This is a genomic window from Mesorhizobium sp. B2-4-14, assembly GCF_006442155.1.
Classification (GTDB): Bacteria; Pseudomonadota; Alphaproteobacteria; order Rhizobiales; family Rhizobiaceae; genus Mesorhizobium.
On sequence record NZ_VFVA01000014.1, the window covers coordinates 102,251 to 123,708 of the forward strand.

Sequence of the window (21,458 nt, forward strand, 5' to 3'; positions counted from 1 at the left end):
GTTGAAATCGCTGCGTCGTGCCCTACAACAGCCAAAACTGCCACGCGCGAGAAAGGTTCCGCTGGCGCGGGCAGCGAAGCTATCCTGCGCGCGCGATTTCAGCACAGTTGCCCTTTTGAATGCGCGAAGAAATCCATTTTGGAGAATATGGTTTCGGAAATTCGTTGTTTTTGAAATTCGATTCCTTATTCTTTCTGCTGACATCTGGCATTTTTCAGCCCTCACAACATGCCTGACATCAGGCCAAGGATGGGATCACAGAAAAATGAAATGGCTCAAGTCGCTTATCGTCGCTGGAACGCTGCAGGCCCTGGCCGTCGCATCGGGCCATGCCGGTGCCAATCTCGACCAGATCAAGCAGGCTGGCGTCATCAAGATCGGGACGGAAGGCACCTATGCGCCCTTCACCTATCATGATGCGTCCGGCGCGCTGGTCGGCTTCGACGTCGAAATCGCCAAGGCGATCGGGGAAAAGCTCGGAGTCAAGGTCGAGTTCCTCGAAGGTAAGTGGGACGGGCTGATCGCCGGTCTCGACGTCAAGCGCTACGACGCCGTCATCAACGAGGTCGGCATCACCGATGCGCGCAAGGCCAAGTACGATTTCTCCGATCCCTACATCGCCTCCAAGGCGGTGCTGATCGTGCGCGGCGACAACACCGACATCAAGACTTTCGCCGATCTCAAGGGCAAGAAGTCGGCGCAGTCGCTGACCTCCAATTTCGGCAAGCTGGCCGAGGCGAATGGCGCAGAGCTTGTCGGCACCGATGGCTTCGACCAGTCGATCCAGCTGCTTCTGACCGGCCGTGCCGACGCCACCATCAACGACAGCCTGTCCTTCCTCGACTTCAAGAAGCACAAGCCCGACGCCAATGTGAAGATCGCAGCGCAAGAGGAAAACGCCGATTATTCCGGCGTCATCGTGCGCAAGGGCGATCCCGAGCTGGTCGCGGCCATCAATAAGGCGCTGGCCGACATCAAGGCCGACGGCACCTATCAGAAGATCGCCGACACCTATTTCGGCCAGGACGTTTCGAAGTAAATCACGCAGCGGGGCCGGTTCGGTCCCGCAACCCATCCAGCGCGGCGGGCCGTCTTTGACGGCTCGCCGCTTTTGTCGTGGTATGGCGCCTGCATTCGCACTTCGGTCACACTGCCTCGTCTAAAGCGCGTCGCGCCGAAACGGATTCATGCGACGCGCTTCAGGTCTTTGTCTATATGCATGTCGTTCCCCCAAAACCGGGGTCACCTTTGGGCGACATGCATCTGGAGCGGTTCAGCGTTTGATAGAATCGTTGATCCGCTCTAACTCTTTGTTTCTTCGCAATTCCGGACGGAAAACCGCCACGCACTTTTCCTGGAATTGCTCTGGTCTGGAGGGTCTTTCGTGCTGCACTGGCTGCAACTGATGCTGGAGTCACTGCCTTCGCTGCTCTGGGCCGCCTTGATCTTCACCGTGCCGTTGACGCTACTGTCCTTCGTCCTTGGCCTGACAGTCGGCCTCGGCGCGGCACTCGGCCGGCTGTTCGGGCCGAGGCCGCTGGTCGCGCTGGTGCGGTTCTATGTCTGGATCTTCCGCGGCACGCCGCTTCTGGTGCAGCTGTTCCTGATCTTCTATGGCCTGCCGTCGGTCGGCATCCTGCTCGACGCCTTCACGGCGGCATTGATCGGCTTCACGCTCAATATCGGCGCTTATACGTCGGAGATCATCCGCGCGGCCATCGGCTCGGTGCCGAAGGGCCAGTGGGAGGCCGCCTATTCGATCGGCATGACCTGGAGCCAGGCGATGCGGCGCACCATCCTGCCGCAAGCCGGCCGCGTCGCGGTACCGCCGCTCTCCAACACCTTCATCTCGCTGGTCAAGGATACCTCGCTGGCCGCCGCCATCACCGTGCCGGAGATGTTCCAGGCGGCGCAGCGCATCGTCGCCACCACCTATGAGCCGCTGATCCTCTATGTCGAGGCGGCGATCCTCTATCTGGCGATGAGTTCGGTGCTGTCTGCCCTGCAGACGCGGCTGGAAGAACGGCTCAACCGCTATGGCGGCTTCCTGGAGGCACGCTCATGATCAGCCTCACCGACATCGAAAAGCGCTTCGGCGACAATCTGGTGCTGAAGGGGGTAACGGTCGCCATCGCCGAAGGCAGCGTTACCGCGCTTGTCGGCCCGTCGGGCGGCGGCAAGAGCACGCTCTTGCGCTGCATCAACCTTCTGGAGATCCCGACATCGGGCACGGTGCGGATCGGCGACGAGTCTCTCGCGTTCCGTCCGGGCGTCAAGGTGCCGGCCGCGGACATAAGACGCCTGCGCCTGCAGACCGGTATGGTGTTCCAGAATTTTCAGCTGTTTCCGCACCGCACCGCCATCGAGAATGTCATGGAAGGACTGGTGACGGTGCTCAAATGGTCGCCCGAGCAGGCGCGTGAACGAGCACTTGCCCTGCTGGAAAAGGTGGGGATGGCGCACAAGGCCGATGCCTGGCCGGCGACGCTGTCAGGCGGCCAGCAGCAGCGCGTGGCGATCGCCCGGGCGCTGGCCCCGTCGCCGAAAGTGCTGCTGTGCGACGAGCCGACCTCGGCCCTCGATCCGGAACTGGCGCAGGAGGTGGTCGATGTGCTCGGCCAGCTTGCCAGCGAGGGCACGACCATGGTGATGGCGACGCATGATTTGCGCTTGGCTTCCAAGATCGCGCGGGAAGTGGTTTTCCTCGACGCCGGTGTTGTGGTCGAAAAGGGGCCGGCGGCTGTACTGTTCGGCAATCCGGAGCGTGAGCGGACCAAGCGGTTCATCGCCACGCTGAAGCAGGAGGCGGAGAGGGAAGGCGGAGGCGAGGGTTAGGCGAGAGATTTCCGCAGATCAGACGCCCTCTGACGCCCCGCAACAAAAAACCCGGCGCGAGGCCGGGTTTTTCGAATTCAAAGGCGAAAAGGCTCAGGCAGCTTCTTCCTGCTCGGCTTCCTCATTGTCGGCCTTGGCGCCGCGCTTAGGGCCCTTGTTGAGATTGACCTCGATCAGGCGGACGGCTTCGGTTTCCGACATGCGGTTGACAGCCGCGATCTCGCGGGCCATGCGGTCGAGCGCCGCCTCGTAGAGCTGGCGTTCGGAATAGGACTGCTCCGGCTGGTTGTCGGCGCGATAGAGGTCGCGCACGACTTCCGAGATCGAGATCAGGTCGCCCGAGTTGATCTTGGCATCGTATTCCTGGGCGCGGCGCGACCACATGGTGCGCTTGACGCGGGCGCGGCCCTGCACGACCTTCAGCGCGCGCTCGACATAATCCTCTTCCGACAGCTTGCGCATGCCGATGGAGGTCGCCTTGGCGACCGGCACCTTCAGGCGCATCTTGTCCTTCTGGAAGTCGATGACGAACAGTTCCAGCTTGTGCCCGGCCACTTCCTGCTCGTCGATCGAGATGATCTGGCCGACGCCGTGCGCCGGATAGACGATGTACTCGCCGGTCTTGAAACCGTGACGTGCTCCAGTGGGCTTTTTCTGCGGGGTGATCGTTGCCATTACGCCCTGAACTCCTTGTTGTGGAACCGGCGTCCTGCCGGCCCGAACTGGTGTGACCGGGAAATCCCGATCATTAGCCGCACAACAGATGAACCCACCGGAAAGGCTGGGACCGGCAAACCGCACGATTGCGACCGCCTGGCCCAGATCGCTCTGGTCCGGATTGGGATTTTCACCTTTCAGTGATTTGGGGCGTCTGCGCCATAAATCGACGTTGTGTCACCGGCATGGTTCGCTGATGTAACACAAAAAGTCGGAAGAATCAAGGTTTTGCTACGCAAGCGAAGCCCACAGATCACCGCCGCCTGTCAAGGCGGTTCATGTGCCGTGCCTCTTACGCAGCGTCATACCAGTCTGAACAGTAGCGCTGTCAGTCGCCTTCGCCAGGTTCGGCGGAGAAATATTTCTCGAACTTGCCGGCCTCGCCGTCGAAGGTCTTGGCGTCGACCGGCGGTTCCTTCTTGGCGGTGATGTTAGGCCATTTCTCGGCATATTCGGTGTTGATCTGCAGCCATTTGTCGAGACCGGGCTCGGTGTCGGGCTTGATCGCGTCGGCGGGGCATTCCGGCTCGCAGACCCCGCAGTCGATACACTCGTCGGGATGAATGACGAGCATGTTCTCGCCTTCGTAGAAACAGTCGACCGGACAGACCTCGATGCAATCCATGTATTTGCATTTGATGCAATTGTCGGTCACGACATAGGTCATCGGTCGGCTCCGGAACGTCCCAGCTTTATTGGGCTTTTTCCGTCACGTAACGCCTTTGCCCGCCGCTTGCAAGGGCGGCCATACCCGCTTGGGCCGGGGTTTTCGGAATGAAATTCCAGACTGCGGAGCACAGCAGGGGGCGGTGACGTCTCGCGGAGCGTCTGTTTGCCGGGTTCCGTTCCGTCCTGCGTCCGTCGCGCCCGAAAACCGCCAACCGCGCTCCCGGCGGCAAGCCTCAATCCTCGCCAAGCAAGCGGTCGGTCTGGCGGCGCTCTCTTTTGGTCGGACGGCCGCTACCGGCCTCGCGCAGCGCCGGAATCGCATCCGGAAGCGCCTCGCCCTTCGGTGCGGGCGGTGGCGACATGTCCTCATAGAGGGTGCGGGCCTCTTCTGCCGGGCCGCGCCGCACACCCGCGCCGAGCACCTTCCAGACGAAAATGCGCTGGTCGAGCGTGATGGTCAGCACATCGCCGGGCTTGACCAGATCGGAGGCCTGCGCTGCTTTGTCGCGATTGATCCGCACGCGGCCGGCGACGACCAGCTTGGCCGCCAGCGAGCGCGATTTTACCACGCGCGAGAAGAACAGCCATTTGTCGATGCGCTGGCGACCTTCAGCAACCATCGCGGCGCCGAGCTTATTTCTTCAGTTGGTCGCGCAAGGCGGCGAGCTTGGCGAAGGGCGAGTCCGGATCGAAGCGGACCGGACGCTCCTCGCGCGGCTTCGGCTGGAAGGCGGGCTTGCCGCCCCTGTTCCCGTCGGCACCGCTCTTGCCTTCCGGCCTGCCGCCCTTCCAGTCCGGTCGGCCCTCGCGGCGGTCGGGACGCTCGCCCTGCGGACGGCTGTCACGGCGCTGTTCGCCTTCGCCCTGCGGCTTGGGCTTGAACTTGGAACGATCGAAGCGCGGCTTGCCGGCGCCGTCACGCCGCCCTTCATGGGCAGGGCGCTCGCCAGGTGCGCCTGGTGTCTGTGCGGCGGCACTCGCCGGTGCATCGCGCCGGCCCCGCGCCTGCCCATTTTGCGGGCGATTGCCGCGGCCCTCACGATGACGCGGGCGCTGGTCGAAGCGAGCCTGCCGCCACAGCAGGATCGGCTTGGGCGCTTCGGCTTCCGGCGCGGCCTCGGCGGTCTCACCCTCCCCCTCTTGGGGAGGGTCGGCGCGCAGCGCCGGGGTGGGGACAGCGCCAGCGCTTTCAGCACTGCCGGCATCGTCGGCGCTGTCACCCCCGCCCGCGTCGCTTCGCGCCGCGACCTCCCCCATCGAGGGGGAGGTAAGGGCGTCGGCGCTTTCGGCGGCGGCAACAGGCTGGTTTTCTACGATCTCCGCAGATTCTGCCTGTGCGGGCTCGGCAGGCAACTCAACCACGGCCTCGGCTGTCGGAGCTTCTTCGTGCGTTGCCTCAACTGGTGCGGCCACGGGCTCTTCCGCGGCGGGCTCGGCTTCAACGGTATCGGCGGCAGGGGTTTCGGATGCCGGATCCACAGCGATGGCCATATCAGACGCAGGTTCCGAACCTTCGACGGACGCTTCCGCTGCAACATCCGTAGCCGCGCCTTCGGCGGCCTTTGCGCGTGCGGCTTCCTCCGCCGCGAGCTTGGCGGCGGCGGCTTCCCGCGCGGCATTGTCCTGTGCCTCGATCCGTGCCTTGACTTCCGCCGCCGGCTTCGGCTCGGCGCGATAGCCCAAACCCTTCAGGATCTCTTCCATGTCGTCGGCGGTGGCGCCAAGGATCGACATCATCGGCGGCGTCACCATGAAGGACTGGCCGTCATAGGCCCCATCCGGACGCTGGCCGAGGCCAGGCTTCCAGTTGGTCGCCGGGCGGATCAGGTCGGCCAGCCGCTCCAATATGTCGATGCGTACGGCGCGGCGGCCGAGATTGCGGTAGCCGGCGAGCTTGTAGAAGGCCTTGTCGAAGGCCGGGTCGATGACCACCGAGGTGCGGCCCGACGCCAGCGCATGGACGACGTCGCCAAAGCCGGGCTTGTCCTTACCGTCATTCTTCAGCGCCCACAGCAGCGTCACCAGCCCGGCGGGTGCCGGCTTGATCAGCGCCGGGACGAAGACATGGTAGGCGCCGAAGCGCACGCCCAACCGGCGAAGGGCGGCTCGGCCCTCCTGGTCGAGGGACTTCATCTCCTCGGCGATGTCGCGGCGGTTGATGAGGCCGAAATTCTCGACCAGCTGGAAGGCAATGCCGCGGCCGATGCCGGAAATCTGGTCGGCATTCTTCAGATCGACCAGCGGCTTCAACAGCGACTCGATCTGGAAATTGACGAAACGTTCGGCACGCGCCGCGACTTTGTCGCGCGCCGGCCCGGTCAGCTGTTCGTCGGCCAAAAGCACGAGGCGCGGCTTCAGCGCATCCTCGCCGGAGACCAGTGTGCCGATCGGCGCGCCGATCCAGCGCAGCGTGCCGTCCGAGCCAAGCGCGAGGTCGCCATTGGCGCAGGCGCCGAAGCGTTCGGCACGCGCCTCGAACTCGGCGGCCAGCGCCTTCTGGGCGGCCGTGCGCACGGCCTTGGCGTCTTCGCCGCCGGCGCTCTGGTCGGCGGTGAAGCGGAACCCTTGCAACTCGCCGACATGGTGGCCTTCGACGAGGACGGTTCCGGTAGGACTAATTTCGGCTTCAGGCATGGTATTTTCTCTAAGGCGCCGCATGAGGACGGAAGTCCTGCGGTCTACGAAGCGTTTCGTCAACCGCTCATGCAGCGCATCCGACAATCTGTCTTCGATTTCACGCGTCTTTTCCTGCCAGTGTGCCTGATCGGCCAGCCAGTCAGGCCGGTTCGACACGAATGTCCAGGTGCGGATCTGGGCTATGCGGTGCGACAGCGTGTCGATGTCGCCCTCGGTGGTGTCGGCGCGGCGCACCTGCTCGGCCATGTAGTTCTCGTCGACATGGCCATGCCGGGCGAGGTCCATGTAGATCGACGCAATGAGGTCGGCATGCTGGGCCGGGGCGATCTTTCGGTAATCGGGAAGCGCGCAGGCCTCCCACAGCAGCGCCACGCGTTTGGCGTCTGTGGCTAGCGCGCGGATGTCCCCGTCGCGCGACAGATATTCGAGCGCCTGGGCATCCACCGCCGGCAGCGCGCGCGTCAAGCCTTCGACTGGCGCGTTGGTCTCGATCGAGCGCTTCAGCGCATCGAGGCTGGCAAAGTCGAAATGCGCGGTGCGCCACTGCAGCACCTTCACCGGATCGAAATCATGGCTCTCGATCTTGTTGACCAGCTCCTCGTCAAGCGGATCGACCTGGCCGGTGACGCCAAAAGTGCCGTCGCGCAGATGCCGGCCGGCGCGCCCGGCGATCTGGCCGAGTTCGGCCGCTGTCAGGTTGCGATACTGGTAGCCGTCGAATTTGCGGTTCTGGGCGAAGGCGACGTGGTCGAGATCGAGGTTGAGGCCCATGCCGATGGCATCGGTGGCGACGAGATAGTCGACATCGCCGGACTGGAACAGCGCCACCTGGGCGTTGCGGGTGCGGGGCGAGAGCGCACCGAGCACGACGGCCGCTCCACCCTGCTGGCGCCGGATCAGCTCGGCGATGGCATAGACCTCGTCGGCGGAGAAGGCCACGATTGCGGTGCGCCGGGGCAGGCGGGTCAGCTTCTTGGACCCAGCATAGGCCAGATGCGACAGCCGTGGGCGTCTCACCACCGAGACGCCCTTCAGCAGGCGCTGGAGGATGCCGTGCATCGTGGCCGCGCCGAGGAGCAGCGTTTCCTGGCGGCCGCGCAGATGCAGGATGCGGTCGGTGAAGATGTGGCCGCGCTCGAGGTCGCCCGCGAGCTGCACCTCATCGATGGCGACGAAGGCGGCGTCGGTCTCGCGTGGCATGGCTTCGACGGTGCAGACCGAGTATTTGGCGCCTGGCGGCTGGATCTTCTCCTCGCCGGTGACCAGCGCGACCTTGTGGGCGCCAACTTTTTCACAGACGCGGCTGTAGACCTCGCGCGCCAGCAGCCTGAGCGGCAGGCCGATGACGCCGGTTTCGTGCGCCACCATGCGCTCGATGGCGAGATGGGTCTTGCCGGTGTTGGTCGGCCCAAGCACGGCGGTCACGTCGCGGCCCGACAGGATCAGCGGCTGGGTGTGTTTCGGCTGGATGTTCATCGGCTCGGAAATAGGGCTTTCTGGCCTCTCATTGTCGGGACGTGCCCCGGACGGCGCGTATGACAGGCGACACATAGGGATTTCGAGCGCGAAGCGAAAGCGGAATGTTCCGCCGGCGGCTCGAAGGTGTCTGTGTGAAACTCCCGGTCGGTCGCTGATTAACGGATGGAACGAGTCTGGAACGAATCAGCGACGAATCGCTGACTCTTCCAGATTCAGCTTTTGTTCACGGCTACATATGGATTTTGTGACCATGAGTCTCACCACATGCTGAATCGTCGAACTGGCCCATTTTATGCAGGGCGAGCTTTGCCGTTAACCTTTGCCAGGAAACGAAGAAAGCGGTGCGACACGCTTCGCTCAACATTGTGAAATTGTTAATCTTTCTGAATCTGGCATTAAGGAACCGCAGGCGATTCCGGCCCTATTAACATTAACTTCCGCTCAAACCCGGAACGAATCGGCGACAAACCGGCGCCAGCGGTATTTTCCCTTTTTGTTCCGCCAATATCGGTGTTGTGAACAGCTTATGCACCGGGAATCCACAGGTTTGGCCACCGGTTTCGCACCGAGGGTCCCGCCGCCATTAACCTTGCGGATTGGGGATTGCGCTGCGGCGAAGACAGGCCTCAGCGTCAATTCGCAAACGGACCGGTTTCCCGATCCGTTTGTCGCCAGTGCGAGGCCGTTGGCCTCGGCGACGTGTCAGACGAAATACTGGCCGCCGTTTGCGGTGAGGGTCGAGCCGGTGATGAAACCGGCCTCTTCCGAAGCGAGGAAGACGACGCAGCGCGCGATCTCTTCCGGTTCGCCGAGGCGGCCGACGGGGATCTGCGGCAGGATGCGCTCGTTGAGCACCTTCTCGTCGATCGCCTTGACCATTTCGGTGGCGATGTAGCCGGGGCAGATGACGTTGACGGTGATGCCAGCGCGAGCCCCTTCCTGCGCCAGCGCCTTGGAGAAACCAATGTCGCCGGCCTTGGCGGCAGAATAATTGACCTGACCGGCCTGGCCCTTCTGGCCATTGATCGAGGAGATGGTGATGACGCGGCCGAACTTGCGGTCACGCATGCCGCCCCACAGCGGGTGCGTCATGTTGAAGACACCAGACAAATTGGTGTCGATCACCTCTTTCCACTGCTCACGCGTAATCTTGTGGAACATGGCGTCGCGGGTGATGCCGGCATTGTTGACCAGCACCGAGACCGGGCCGAGGTCGGCCTCGACTTTTTTGATGCCGGCGGCACAACCGTCATAGTCGGCAACCGACCATTTGTAGACCGGGATGCCGGTCTCGGCCTTGAATTTCGCCGCCGCGTCGTCGTTGCCGGCGTAGTTCGCGGCGACCGAATAGCCGGCGGTCTTCAAAGCGATCGAGATCGCCGCACCGATGCCGCGCGACCCACCCGTGACGATTGCAACCTTGGTCATGCTTTTCCCCTTTTGGATATCGCCCTGTTGGCGGGCTTGGCAGGCACTGGATATGGAACGGGCGGCTAAAGCGCGTCGCCTGACGTAAATTCAGGCGCTGCGCTTAGCTCTTTTTCTTGATGCATGTCGGTCTCCCAAAACCGCTGCGCACTTTTGGGCGACGTGCATTGACGCCGCCCGTTCGTTGATTTGTCAGAGCGCTTCCAAGCACATGGCGACGCCCATGCCGCCGCCGATGCACAGGGTGGCAAGACCCTTCTTGGCGCCTCTGCGGCGCATCTCGTAAACCAGGGTGTTGAAGATGCGGGCGCCCGAGGCGCCGATCGGATGGCCGATGGCGATAGCGCCGCCATTGACGTTGACGATCGAGGGATCCCAGCCCATGTCCTTGTTGACGGCGCAGGCCTGCGCCGCGAAAGCCTCATTGGCCTCGACAAGGTCAAGATCACCAACCGACCAGCCGGCCTTTTCCAGGGCCTTGCGCGAGGCGGGGATGGGTCCGGTGCCCATGATTGCCGGATCGACGCCAGCGGTTGCCCAGGACGCGATGCGCGCCAGCGGAGTGATGCCGCGCTTGACGGCTTCCGCTTCGCTCATCAGCAGCGCGCCGGCCGCACCGTCATTGATGCCGGATGCGTTGGCGGCGGTCACGGTGCCGTCCTTGTCGAAGGCCGGCTTCAGCTTGGTCATGGCGTCGAGCGTCGCGCCGTGGCGGATGTATTCGTCCTGGTCGACGACGGTGTCGCCCTTCCTGCCCTTGATGGTGAAGGCGACGATCTCGTCCTTGAACTTGCCGGCCTTCTGCGCGGCCTCGGCCTTGTTCTGCGAGGCCAGCGCGAACTGGTCCTGATCATCGCGGGTGATCTGGAACTGGCGGGCGACGTTTTCGGCGGTGTTGCCCATGTGGTAGCCGTTGAAGGCATCCCACAGCCCGTCCTTGATCATGGTGTCGATCATCTTGTAGTCGCCCATCTTGACGCCGGCGCGCAGGTGCTCGGCGTGCGGCGACAGCGACATCGATTCCTGGCCGCCGGCAATGATCACCTTGGCGTCGCCGGTGGCGATCTGCTGCATGCCGAGCGCAATGGCGCGCAGGCCCGAGCCGCACACCTGGTTGAGGCCCCAGGCGGTGGTCTCCTTCGGCAGGCCGGCGATGATCGAGGCCTGCCGGGCCGGGTTCTGCCCTTGAGCGGCGGTCAGCACCTGTCCGAGGATGACCTCGTCGACCTCGGCCGCTTCGACGCCGGCACGCGACAGCAATTCCTTGATGACGATGGCGCCCAGTTCATGGGCGGGCGTGGCGGCGAAAGCGCCGTTGAAGGAACCGACGGCCGTGCGCGCGGCGCTGGCAATGACGATGGAATCGGACATTTTGTTCTCCAGACCTCAAGCTGATGTTCTGTCGTTGAGGACTTTTCTTGCCCTTTCCCAATCTCAAGTCAAACCGGAAATCGGCATGGCGCGCATGCGTCGCAAGCAGAGCGCGCGTCGCCGCGGCGGTCGTTGGTCCGTTGCTGCGCAGCATATTTTTGCCCGCTATGCAGCATTATGTGATCCCGCACTGCACAAACCGCTTGGAATTATGAGGCTTTTGCGCATATCCTCAAAAAGGGCGCAATCGTTACCGGCTGCTTACTCAGGCGCGCCGGTGTCCGGGGAGGATGCAGATGGCCGCGAAAGACGATCCGATCATTATCAAGAAATACGCCAATCGCCGCCTCTACAATACGGGCACGAGCACCTATGTGACGCTCGAGGATCTGGCCGAGATGGTCAAGAAGGGCGAGGAGTTCACCGTTCAGGACGCCAAGACCGGGGACGACATCACGCATCCGGTGCTGACCCAGATCATTTTCGAGCTGGAGAACAAGGAGGGGCAGAACATGCTGCCGATCCCGTTCCTGCGCCAGCTGATCGCTTTCTACGGCGACCAGATGCAGATGATCGTGCCGAGCTTCCTTGAACAGTCGATGATCGCCTTCTCCAAGGAGCAGGAGCGGTTCCGCGAGCAGATGAAGGGCGCCATCGGCAAGTCGCCATTGGACGTGATGAAGATGGCGACGCCGATGAAGGCGCTGGAGGAACAGACGCGCCGCAACATGGAAATGTTCCAGAACGCAATGCGGCTGTTCACGCCATTTCCGCCCGCGGGCTCGGCACCGGCCGCGGCCCCCGCCGAACCGGCCAGGAAGGAAGCGCCGGAAAAGCCCGACGATCTGCAGCAGCTGAAGGACCAGATCGCGGCCATGCAGCGCAAACTCGACACGATGTCGTAAGGCGCCTGGAGCCGTTCAGCGTTCGGTTGAATCGTGGACCCGTTTTAACTCTTTGCTTTTGCGCAATTCCGGACGGAAGACCGCTACGCACTTTTCCTGGATTTGCTCTAGCGCTCACACGCTGGACGGCAACAATCCCTCATAGCGGCCGCGCGGTCGGATGATGCTGCCGCTCACGATCTGTTCGACCATATGCGAGGCCCAGCCGACGCTGCGTGCGAGCGCGAACAGCTGAAACGGTGCATCGCGCGGCAAGCCGAGGCCGCGCGTCAGCACGGCCAGGGCAAAATCGATGTTCGGTCGGGCGCCGGTCGCGGCAATGGCGGCGGCTACCAGCGACCGCAATGTCTCGTCGGTGTTGTCGATGGCCGCCAGCAGTGCCGTGGCCCGGGGGTCGCCCTCGGGATAGAGCTGATGGCCGAACCCCGGCAGCGGCCGGTCATGGCCGAGCCAGCGCCGGATCGCGGCATCGGCGCCGTGTCGTGCCGCATCTTCCGCGAGTTGCATCACCGCCTCGCCGGCGCCGCCGTGGCGCGGGCCGGACAGTGTCGCCAGGCCTGCCAGCAGGCAAGCAGCGGGCGAGGCTCCCGTGGATGCCGCGACGCGGGTGGCAAAGGTCGATGCGTTGAGTTCGTGGTCGGCGAGCAGGACAAGGGCACGGCGGATCGCTTCCGCGCCGCCATCATCGACCGACCAGCCCCGTGCCAATCGCCGATGGACCGGATCCGGCCCCGCCGAGGCACCGAGGGCGCCCGCCACAACGCCGATTGCCCGTGCGGCGTCGGTGCACAGCGAGGCGGCGCTGCGTCCAAGCGAAGGCCGCCCCTGGCCGGCAAGCAGGGCAAGCTGCGCAAAGGCCGGGGCTCGACCGAGCTGGCCTGACGCATCCGGCGCCGGTGCTTCGAAACGGACCGGTTCAGGCAGGGCCCAAAGCAGGGCGGCGGTCTCTTCCAGCGTGGCATGGTCGGACAGCGCAACGGCGTCCCGGCCCCGATAGATGAGGTGACCGTGCCACACGGTGGAGATCGAGGTGACGATCGACGGCTCGCCCCAGGCGATGGCGCTTTCGGCGATGGCCGAGGGGCTGCGCCCGCGCGCCCGGCGGGTTGCCAGCGCCGCGATATCGTCGGCCCGATATTCGCTGCGGCGCGGATCGGCGCGGTCCGGGCGCATGCCGATGCGCCCGCGGCTGACATAGGCGTAGAGCGTCTGCGGCCTCACCTGAAGCCTTTCCAGCGCCTCTTCCCGCGACAGCCATTCGGACATATCGAGCCCTGATGTTGATTCTATTGATCAAGATTGATGCTTATGCCGCCCATCCTTATCTCCCATCGGGAAAAGCTTCAAGGAGACAAGGCCATGGCGAATGGGCTCGATGATGTGGTGGCGGCTGAAACCGTGCTGTCCGACGTGGATGGTCTGGGTGGCCGCCTGACGATCCGGGGTCATTCCCTGCCGGAACTCGCCGGGCGATGGAGCTATCCGCAGGTCGTGCATCTGCTGCTGGACGGGTTCTTCGACGATTTGCCTGGTGACGCCGATCTGGCGGCGAGACTGGGCAAGGCGCGCATCGAGGTGTTCGACCGGCTCCTGCCTTCGCTGCCCCTGCTGGCCCCGCTTGACGTCTACAGCGCCATGCGCGCCGGCATGGCGCTGCTGCCGGATGGTGAGACGCTGGCGGATGCCTTGCTGCTGATCGCGGCACCCGCCGTGCTGACGCCGGCGCTCCTGCGTCTGGGACGCGGCGAGCAGCCGATCGCTCCAGACAGCAAGGCCGATCATGCCGCCGACATGCTGCGGATGCTGAGGGGTTCCGATCCTTCGCCTGATCTTGCCAAGGCGCTCGACACCTATCTGGTGACCGTCTGCGACCACGGCCTCAATGCGTCGACCTTCGCCACCCGCGTCGTCGCTTCGACATTGGCCGGCCTGACATCGTCGGTGCTGGCAGGCCTAGGCGCGCTGAAGGGGCCGCTGCATGGCGGCGCGCCCGGCCCGGTGATCGAGATGCTCGATGCCATCCAGGCGCATGGGGACGCGGCCGTCTGGCTGCGCGACGAGATCGCGCGTGGCGAGCGCATCATGGGCTTCGGCCATCGCATCTACCGCGTGCGCGATCCGCGCGCCGATGTGCTGAAGGCGGTCGTTCGCCAGCTTGGCGGAGAGGGCGAAACCGGCCGCCGGCTGGCCTTCGCGGAGACGGTCGAGCAAACGGCGCTCGAGGTGCTTCGGATCGCCAAGCCGCAGCGCTCGCTGCAGACCAATGTCGAGTTCTATACAGCGCTGGTGCTGGAAGCGGCGGGTTTCCCGCCGCGATCCTTCAGCAATGTCTTTGCCGCGGGGCGCGTGGCCGGCTGGGTCGCGCATGCGCGCGAGCAGCAGACGACCGGACGCCTGATCCGTCCGCAGTCACGCTATGTCGGCCCGGTGCCGGATCTCGTCGCCTAGGCTCCATGTCGGTTTCGAACAGAACGCCTCTTCGCGTTGAAGCGGAGGGCTTTTCCGCATGGCTGAAAATTTCATGTGATCACGCGACCGTGTTCGTGTTCTTGCCTTGGTCCATCCTTATATGCTGCACTGCAACATAAACTGCCGGCAACCGCATCCTTTCGACGACGTTGGGGCATGCTGGATCATCAGGATGACAGGGACGCCATGACGAAGAACGGCAAGGCGGAGGAAAAGAAGAAGATCAACATCGCCCTTCAGGGCGGCGGCTCGCACGGGGCCTTTTCCTGGGGCGTGCTCGACCGGCTGCTGGAGGATGGGCGGCTGGAGATCGCGGCTGTCTCCGGCACCAGCGCCGGCGCCATGAACGCGGTGGCGCTGGCCGATGGTTTTGTCAGAGGCGGGGTCGAGGGCGCGCGCAAGAAGCTTGACGATTTCTGGCGCGCGGTGGCGGCGAAGGGCCGCTTCAGCCCGGTGCAGCGCATGCCCTGGGATGTCGCCTGGGGCAACTGGTCGATCGAGAACACGCCCGGCTATGTCTTCTTCGACACCATGTCTCGAGTGTTCTCGCCCTATGTCGCCAATCCGCTCGGCCTCAATCCGCTGCGCGATGTGGTGGCGCGAGAGATCGATTTCGGCAATGCCCGCGCCTGCAAGTCGATCGAACTGTTCATCTCCGCCACCAATGTCGAGACAGGACAGTTGCGGGTATTCTCCGACGGCGAGATCGACCTCGACACGGTGATGGCCTCGGCCTGCCTGCCGCAACTGTTCCGCGCCGTGGAGATCAAGGGTGTGCCCTATTGGGATGGCGGCTATGGCGGCAATCCGGCGCTTTACCCGTTCTTCAAGACGGCGGCGACCGAGGACGTGCTTCTGGTGCAGATCAACCCTGTGGTGCGCGAGGGGACGCCCAAGAGCGCCAACGAGATCCAGAACCGAATCGACGAGATCACCTTCAATGCCGGGCTGCTGCGCGAATTCCGCTCGATCGCCTTCGTCAAGGAACTGATCGCCGCCGGCCGGCTGCCGCATGGCGAATATCGCGACATCCGCATGCACCGCATTGATGCCGATGAGGCGTTCAAGGACCTGTCGGCCTCGTCCAAGATCAACGCCGAATGGGCGTTCCTGACCTATCTGCGCGACCTCGGCCGCACCGCCGCCAGCGACTGGCTGGAGGAGAACTATGATGCCGTCGGCAAGCATGCAACGCTCGATCTCTCGGGCGAACTGGACGACGGTTTCAAGCCGGTGCGCGGCCCGGCGCCTGGTCGGCGGGTCAAGGAGTTTCTTGCCGCACGCAAGACCCCGGAAGCAGAACGCCGCCGGGCCTGAACCCATCAGCCGCCAAAGAGCGCGATAGCCGGGCCGCCGTCCGGCACTGCCCGGTTGTCGCGCGAGGGGTGCCGGATCGATCAGGACCATCGGCGAGGTTTTCCGGATCCGCGTAGCGTCCATGGACAATGGGCAAGTGACAACCAGCGCGTGTGATGATCACATCATCATGCTGACGCCTGCTGCCACCGACACGCCAATGCTGCCGCGCACCGTCACGCACTGCTGCCGGGAAATGATGAGCGGATCGGTCGACACCAGGCTTGCGAATGGCACGGAGTTTCCGCAGCCGCGCCGTGGTCAACGCCATGTCGCTGGCTTCGGGCCGCGGTGATCCGACACACCCCATTGCCGGGCGCGTTGACGTTCTTGATGGTAGGCTAAACGTTGACGGACGGCTTGGCGCAAATCCCAACTTGAGTGGCATGTCCCGCCATTTTTGCGAGCAATTCCAATTTGTTGGTTGGGATCGCCGTTGCCGAAATCTGATAGCGTTCGCCGATCGGAAATGATCCGGCCCGTCGACCGAAATCCACATCCCGATCAAAAGCCCGCGCAAGATGGCGACGGTTCCGCGGGAATGCGGTGCTGCCCCGTTGGCAATGACAGAGCGGTCATTCGGGGCAGGAGATGAGGGGCGGACCGTGAGCCGACTGTGTGTCGGCCGAGCAGGTATTTTAGCGGATCAAGAACAGTATCGCGGCGGTCACACCTTTGTCCGGCTACGCAATGCTGCTGCAACTTTCGCACTATATCGCGGTGCGACTTTGATGTAGAAAGCGCGCTCGCCGTTCACGGCAAATTGAACAGGGTCAGGCGCGCACCCATATCGGCGACGCGCCCGCGCTGCGGAGGCGCGGTGCTGGCCGAACCCGCAACGGAAAAATGACGATGCCGAGAATCAGGTTTCACAAGCTTGCAGCCATTGTTGTGCTCATTGGCTTCGCAGCCTGGATGGCGACAGGCGAGTTCTCGTCGGTCGGCAGCGTCGCGGCGAACAAGGCCAAGGCAGCCGAAGTCGAGCAGGGCAAGGCGCCGGACGCAGGCAAGCCGAAGACGGTAGCCGAGCCGAAGGCGCCGCTTCGCACGGTCGCCGTGGTGACGCCGCCGCGCAAGACTTATGCACGCGCCATCCGTATCTCCGGGCTAACCGAGGCCGACAAGCGCGCGGTGCTTGCAACGCGCGTCGCCGGCGTCATCGACAAGCTGCCGGTGAAGCAGGGCCAGCACGTCAAGACAGGCGATCTGGTGCTGATGCTGGCGGCGGAGGAGAAGATCTCGATGGTCGACAACGCCAAGCAGCTTGTGGCGCAGCGCAAGGCAGAGCTCGATGCCGCCGAGCGGCTGGCCAAGACCGGCAATTTGCCCAAGCTGCAGCTTGACACCGCTCGCTCGAACCTCACCCAGGCGCAGTCCCAGCTCGATACCGCGCAGGCCGAACTCGACCGCAACGAAGTCAAGGCGCCGTTCGACGGCGTCATCGACCGGGTGCCGGTGGAACTCGGCAGCTCCGTCATGCAGGGCGGCGAGGTGGCAACCATCCTCAAGCTTGATCCGATCATCGCCCGTGGCGAAATCAGCGAGCGCGATCTCGGCTACCTCAAGCTAGGTGACAAGGCCAGCGTGCGGCTGGTCAACGGCCAGACCGTCGAAGGCACCGTGCGCTACATCAGCCGCGATGCCTCGTCGGCGACCCGCACCTTCCGCGTCGAAATCGCCATCCCCAATGCCGATGGCAGCGTTCCCGCCGGCATGACCGCAGAGATCGGTCTCAGCGCCTTGCCGACCGACGCGATCATGCTGCCGCGTTCGGTAGTGACGCTCGGCGACAAGGGCGATCTGGGCATCCGCGCCGTGGGCAAGGACAACAAGGTGGCGTTCTTCCCGATCGACCTGGTCGACGACACGCCGACCGGGCTCGTGCTTGGCGGCATCCCGGCCGATGCGCGCATCATCGTTGCCGGTCAGGAACTGGTGAAGGAAGGCGATGAGGTCAATCCGGTCGAGGCAGACCAGGCGACCATCAACAAGCTGATTGGCGAAGCCACCGCCGGTACCCAGTAGCGCGACGTCAGCGCGGCGGACTTGTCCGGCGCCTGGTCAGTTCGCCGCTCCGAAGAAAACAGCAGGTCCAATTCATGGATATCGTCAGACTCGCAATCAACAATGCCCGCCTGACCATCTCGGTGCTGGTCTTCCTTCTGCTTGCCGGCTGGGTCGCTTATCAGTCGACGCCGAAGGAAGCGGAACCCGACGTTCCGATTCCGATGATGTATGTCAGCCTGGTCTACCAGGGCATTTCGCCGGAGGATTCCGAACGGCTCCTCTTGCGCCCGATGGAAAGCAAGCTGAAAAGCCTGAAGGGCCTCAAGGAAATGCGCTCGGCCGCCTTCCAGGGCGGCGGCTATGTGCTGATCGAGTTCCAGCCACAGACCAACCTGGCGACGGCGCTGCAGGATACACGCTCCAAGGTGCAGGACGGCAAGGCCGACCTGCCGCAAGCGGCCGAAGAACCTGTCGTCACCGAGGTCAACGTTTCCGAATTCCCGGTGCTCGTCGTCACGCTATCCGGCGAACTGCCCGAGCGCGTGCTGGCCGCCGCGGCGCGCGAACTGCGCGACCGCATCGAGGAAGTGCCCGGCGTTCTCGAAGGCTCGCTGCAGGGCTCGCGCGACGATCTTGTCGAGGTCGTCATCGATCCGATGAAACTGTCTTCCTATGGCTTGCAGCTCGACCAGCTGATCGGCGCCGTCGGCGCCTCGAACAGCCTCGTCGCCGCCGGCAATATCGAAGGTTCGCAGGGCAAATACGCCGTCAAGGTGCCGTCCCTGATCGAAACCCCCGAGGATGTGGCGGCACTGCCCGTGGTCGCCGGCCCCAATGCCGTGGTGCAGGCGAAGGACATCGCGACGATTCGCTCGACCTTTGCCGACGCCACGACGATCACGCGTCTCAACGGCAAGCCGGCCATCGCCATCGAAGTCAAGAAGCGCATCGGCGCCAATCTGATCGACACGCTGACCAAGGTGAGGGAGGTGTCCGACGCCTTCGTCAAGACGATGCCCGAGGGGATGCACGTCACCTACACGCAGGACAAGTCGGTCTTCGTCAACCAGTTGCTCGGCGATCTGCAGAATCACGTGATGATCGCCGTGATCCTGGTGTTCATCGTCATCCTCTACGCGCTGTCGGGCCGTGCCTCGCTGCTGATTGGCCTCGCCATTCCGTCGTCCTTCCTCATCGGTATCCTGCTGCTCGCGATGATGGGCTACACGATCAACATGATCGTGCTGTTCAGCCTCATCCTGGCTGTCGGCATGCTGGTCGACGATGCCATCATCGTCACCGAATTCGCCGAACGACGCATGAGCGAAGGCATGCCGAAACAGGAAGCCTTCGCGCTTGCCGCCAAGCGCATGGCCGGTCCTGTCATCGCCGCGACCATGACGCGCATCGCCGCCTTCTCGCCGCTGCTGTTCTGGCCAGGCATCATCGGCGATTTCATGAAGTATATGCCGATCACGCTGATCGTCACGCTCTCGGCCTCGATGCTTTATGCGCTGGTTTTCGCGCCGACGCTGGGCGCGATCTTCGCCAAGGCGCCGGAGCATCACAAGGATGACAATCGCGACGGTTGGTATATGGCCGTCGTCAAGCAGGCGGTGCGCTTCCCCATTACGGTGATGGTGCTCACCGTCGTTCTTCTGGCCAGCATCTTCGTTGGCTACTCGAAGTACGGCGCCGGAGTCGAGTTCTTCCCGAGCGTCGAACCGGATTACGGACTGCTCTATGTGCATGCCCGCGGCAACCTTTCGCTCGCCGAAATGGATACGGCGACCAAGATCGCGGAAAACAGGCTGCTCGGCTGGCCGGGTGTGAAGTCCGTCTACACCCGGGTCGGCAAGTCCCAGGGCGGCGGTCAGGATGTGCCCGAGGACGTTGTCGGCGTCATCCAGTACGAGTTCATCGACTGGCGCGAGCGCAAATCGGCCAACCAGATCCTGAATGATCTGCGCGGCGTCATGGCCGGCATTCCCGGCGTCGACGTCGAGGTTCGCGTGCCGGAAGCTGGCCCGCCGACCGGCAAGCCGATCCAGATCAGGCTTTCGGCCGTCGATCCGAAGGGATTGGACGAGAAGGCGCGCGCGGTGGCGGCGCGCATCGCCAAGGTGCCCGGCGTCATCGACATTTCCGACGGCTTGCCGCCGCCCGGCGTCGACTGGGCGCTCGAGGTCGATCGTGCCAAGGCCGCCCAGTATGGCATCAGCCCGACCTCGGTTGGCACCGTTGTGCAGCTCGTCACCAACGGTCTGAAGCTGTCGGAATACCGGCCCGCCGGCGCCGACAAGGCGGTCGACATCCGCCTGCGCTTGCCGGAGGACCGGCGCACGCTGTCGACCCTCGACGAGCTCAGGGTGCAGACCTCGCAAGGGTCGGTGCCGATCTCCAACTTCGTCGTCCGCAAGGCGAAGCCGAGCGTCGGCGTCCTCAATCGCATCGACGGCGCGCGCACCGTGGTGGTGCAGGCCAACGTCGCCGCCGGCGCCCAGGTCGCCGCCGTACAGCAGGAGGTCACCAAGGCCGTCGCCGACATGGGTCTGGGCAGCGGCATCCGCTGGAAGCTGGCTGGCTCGAACGAGGACAGCGCGGAGGCCAGTGCCTTCCTAAGCAAGGCTTTTGGCGCAGCGATCTTCCTGATCTTCCTGGTGCTGCTGGCGCAGTTCAACAAGTTCACCAGCGTCTGGCTGGTGCTGTCCTGCGTGGTCATGGCGACTATCGGCGTGTTCCTCGGGCTGCTGATAACAGGCGAGACATTCGGCATCGTCATGTCGGGCATCGGTGTCATCGCGCTGGCCGGCGTGGTGGTGAACAACAACATCGTGCTGATCGACACTTATGACCGGCTGCGCGAAGAGGGTTGGGACAAGATGGATGCCGTGCTGCAGACCTGCCGCGAGCGTGCGCGACCGGTGGTTCTGACCGCGGTGTCGGCGATCCTGGGTGTGCTGCCGATCGCCTTCGGCCTCGGGCTGGAAATCTTCCATCACGAGACGACGATCAACGCACCGTCGACGCAGTGGTGGATATCGCTGTCCTCGGCGATCGTCTTCGGCCTGTCCTTCGCCACCATCCTGACACTGGTGGTGACGCCGTCGATGCTGATGGTGTTCACCCGCGCCAAGGTGAAGCCTGGCGCCAGGCGCGGCTGGTTCAGCCGGCTGTTGCGGCGCGGCAAGGGCGAGATCCCATCGGACGCGCCGACAGCGGAGGCGGCCACCGAGCCGGCCATCGCCTTCCCGAAGGCCGCCGAATAAGCAGGCTTGCCGATCTGACCGGCAAAGGCCGCACGGAACATCCGGGCGGCCTTTTGCATTTTGTCCTCACGAGCAATGCGAAGCATCGTCTCGGGAGCAATGCAGAGCGGGGATTTCGTCATGCCGATCATCACCATTGTCATCATCGTCCTGATCCTTGTGCTTATCGGTGCGGTGCCGGCCTGGCCGCATTCGCGCTCCTGGGGATACGGACCTTCGGGCATAGTCGGTGTGGTGCTGGTGGTGGTTCTGGTGCTGCTTTTGATGGGGCGGCTCTGAGCCGCCTTCGGTTCGAGGAGAGGCGTGGGCGAGCTTG

Annotated in this window: 16 protein-coding genes; 9 read left to right on the plus strand and 7 right to left on the minus strand. The window is 63.9% G+C overall.

All coding sequences use genetic code 11. The features are described 5' to 3' along the window. The first annotated feature begins 265 nt into the window (after positions 1-265). From FJ938_RS14910 to FJ938_RS14925, 3 genes are all read left to right on the plus strand, one after another. Positions 266-1,039: an amino acid ABC transporter substrate-binding protein gene (locus FJ938_RS14910; RefSeq protein WP_140608245.1), complete on the plus strand. Its 774-nt coding sequence runs from the start codon at positions 266-268 to the stop codon at positions 1,037-1,039. A gap of 345 nt (positions 1,040-1,384) precedes the next feature. Further along, the gene (locus FJ938_RS14920; protein WP_140608243.1) at positions 1,385-2,065 is read left to right on the plus strand and encodes an amino acid ABC transporter permease; all 681 of its coding nucleotides are present in this window, start codon (positions 1,385-1,387) and stop codon (positions 2,063-2,065) included. Further along, the gene (locus FJ938_RS14925; protein WP_140694940.1) at positions 2,062-2,835 is read left to right on the plus strand and encodes an amino acid ABC transporter ATP-binding protein; all 774 of its coding nucleotides are present in this window, start codon (positions 2,062-2,064) and stop codon (positions 2,833-2,835) included. Before FJ938_RS14920 ends, FJ938_RS14925 begins: the two co-directional genes overlap by 4 nt. Before the next feature lie 93 nt (positions 2,836-2,928). Here FJ938_RS14925 and FJ938_RS14930 read toward each other — a convergent pair whose 3' ends face one another. The 6 genes from FJ938_RS14930 to FJ938_RS14955 all read right to left on the minus strand — a co-directional run bounded on the left by FJ938_RS14930 (position 2,929) and on the right by FJ938_RS14955 (position 11,136). After that, positions 2,929-3,510 (minus strand): CarD family transcriptional regulator, encoded by a 582-nt coding sequence (locus FJ938_RS14930; RefSeq protein WP_140608237.1) that lies wholly within the window; start codon positions 3,508-3,510, stop codon positions 2,929-2,931. A gap of 370 nt (positions 3,511-3,880) precedes the next feature. Continuing rightward, positions 3,881-4,219 carry a ferredoxin FdxA gene (gene fdxA / locus FJ938_RS14935; RefSeq protein ID WP_140608235.1) on the minus strand — a complete coding sequence of 113 codons (339 nt, stop codon included), beginning with the start codon at positions 4,217-4,219 and terminating at the stop codon, positions 3,881-3,883. A gap of 235 nt (positions 4,220-4,454) precedes the next feature. Next, positions 4,455-4,841, minus strand: coding sequence for an RNA-binding S4 domain-containing protein (locus FJ938_RS14940; RefSeq protein ID WP_140694943.1), 387 nt, complete (start codon positions 4,839-4,841; stop codon positions 4,455-4,457). Positions 4,842-4,854: 13 nt separating this feature from the next. Beyond that, positions 4,855-8,334 carry a helicase-related protein gene (locus tag FJ938_RS14945; RefSeq protein ID WP_140694946.1) on the minus strand — a complete coding sequence of 1,160 codons (3,480 nt, stop codon included), beginning with the start codon at positions 8,332-8,334 and terminating at the stop codon, positions 4,855-4,857. A gap of 705 nt (positions 8,335-9,039) precedes the next feature. Then, positions 9,040-9,765 carry an acetoacetyl-CoA reductase gene (gene phbB, locus FJ938_RS14950; RefSeq protein WP_140694949.1) on the minus strand — a complete coding sequence of 242 codons (726 nt, stop codon included), beginning with the start codon at positions 9,763-9,765 and terminating at the stop codon, positions 9,040-9,042. Between the two features lie 192 nt (positions 9,766-9,957). Further along, positions 9,958-11,136, minus strand: a complete 1,179-nt coding sequence (locus FJ938_RS14955) for an acetyl-CoA C-acetyltransferase (RefSeq protein WP_140694952.1) — start codon at positions 11,134-11,136, stop codon at positions 9,958-9,960. Positions 11,137-11,432: 296 nt separating this feature from the next. Between FJ938_RS14955 and phaR the strand changes: the two genes are divergently transcribed. After that, complete coding sequence (phaR, locus tag FJ938_RS14960; RefSeq protein WP_140608223.1) at positions 11,433-12,041, plus strand: polyhydroxyalkanoate synthesis repressor PhaR; 609 nt, start codon at positions 11,433-11,435, stop codon at positions 12,039-12,041. A gap of 114 nt (positions 12,042-12,155) precedes the next feature. Here phaR and FJ938_RS14965 read toward each other — a convergent pair whose 3' ends face one another. Continuing rightward, a complete protein-coding gene (locus FJ938_RS14965) occupies positions 12,156-13,307 on the minus strand; it encodes a citrate synthase (protein ID WP_140694955.1) in 1,152 nt (383 codons plus the stop codon). Positions 13,308-13,400: 93 nt separating this feature from the next. Between FJ938_RS14965 and FJ938_RS14970 the strand changes: the two genes are divergently transcribed. From FJ938_RS14970 to FJ938_RS14990, 5 genes are all read left to right on the plus strand, one after another. Continuing rightward, positions 13,401-14,489: a citrate synthase/methylcitrate synthase gene (locus FJ938_RS14970; protein WP_140694958.1), complete on the plus strand. Its 1,089-nt coding sequence runs from the start codon at positions 13,401-13,403 to the stop codon at positions 14,487-14,489. Between the two features lie 207 nt (positions 14,490-14,696). Continuing rightward, on the plus strand, positions 14,697-15,827 hold the full coding sequence (locus FJ938_RS14975) for a patatin-like phospholipase family protein (protein ID WP_140694988.1): 1,131 nt from the start codon (positions 14,697-14,699) through the stop codon (positions 15,825-15,827). An 891-nt stretch (positions 15,828-16,718) separates the two neighbouring features. Beyond that, a complete protein-coding gene (locus FJ938_RS14980) occupies positions 16,719-17,891 on the plus strand; it encodes an efflux RND transporter periplasmic adaptor subunit (protein WP_140694961.1) in 1,173 nt (390 codons plus the stop codon). Positions 17,892-17,965: 74 nt separating this feature from the next. After that, positions 17,966-21,142: an efflux RND transporter permease subunit gene (locus FJ938_RS14985; RefSeq protein ID WP_140694964.1), complete on the plus strand. Its 3,177-nt coding sequence runs from the start codon at positions 17,966-17,968 to the stop codon at positions 21,140-21,142. A gap of 120 nt (positions 21,143-21,262) precedes the next feature. After that, a complete protein-coding gene (locus FJ938_RS14990) occupies positions 21,263-21,421 on the plus strand; it encodes a DUF3309 family protein (RefSeq protein WP_140608213.1) in 159 nt (52 codons plus the stop codon). Positions 21,422-21,458: the final 37 nt, after the last annotated feature.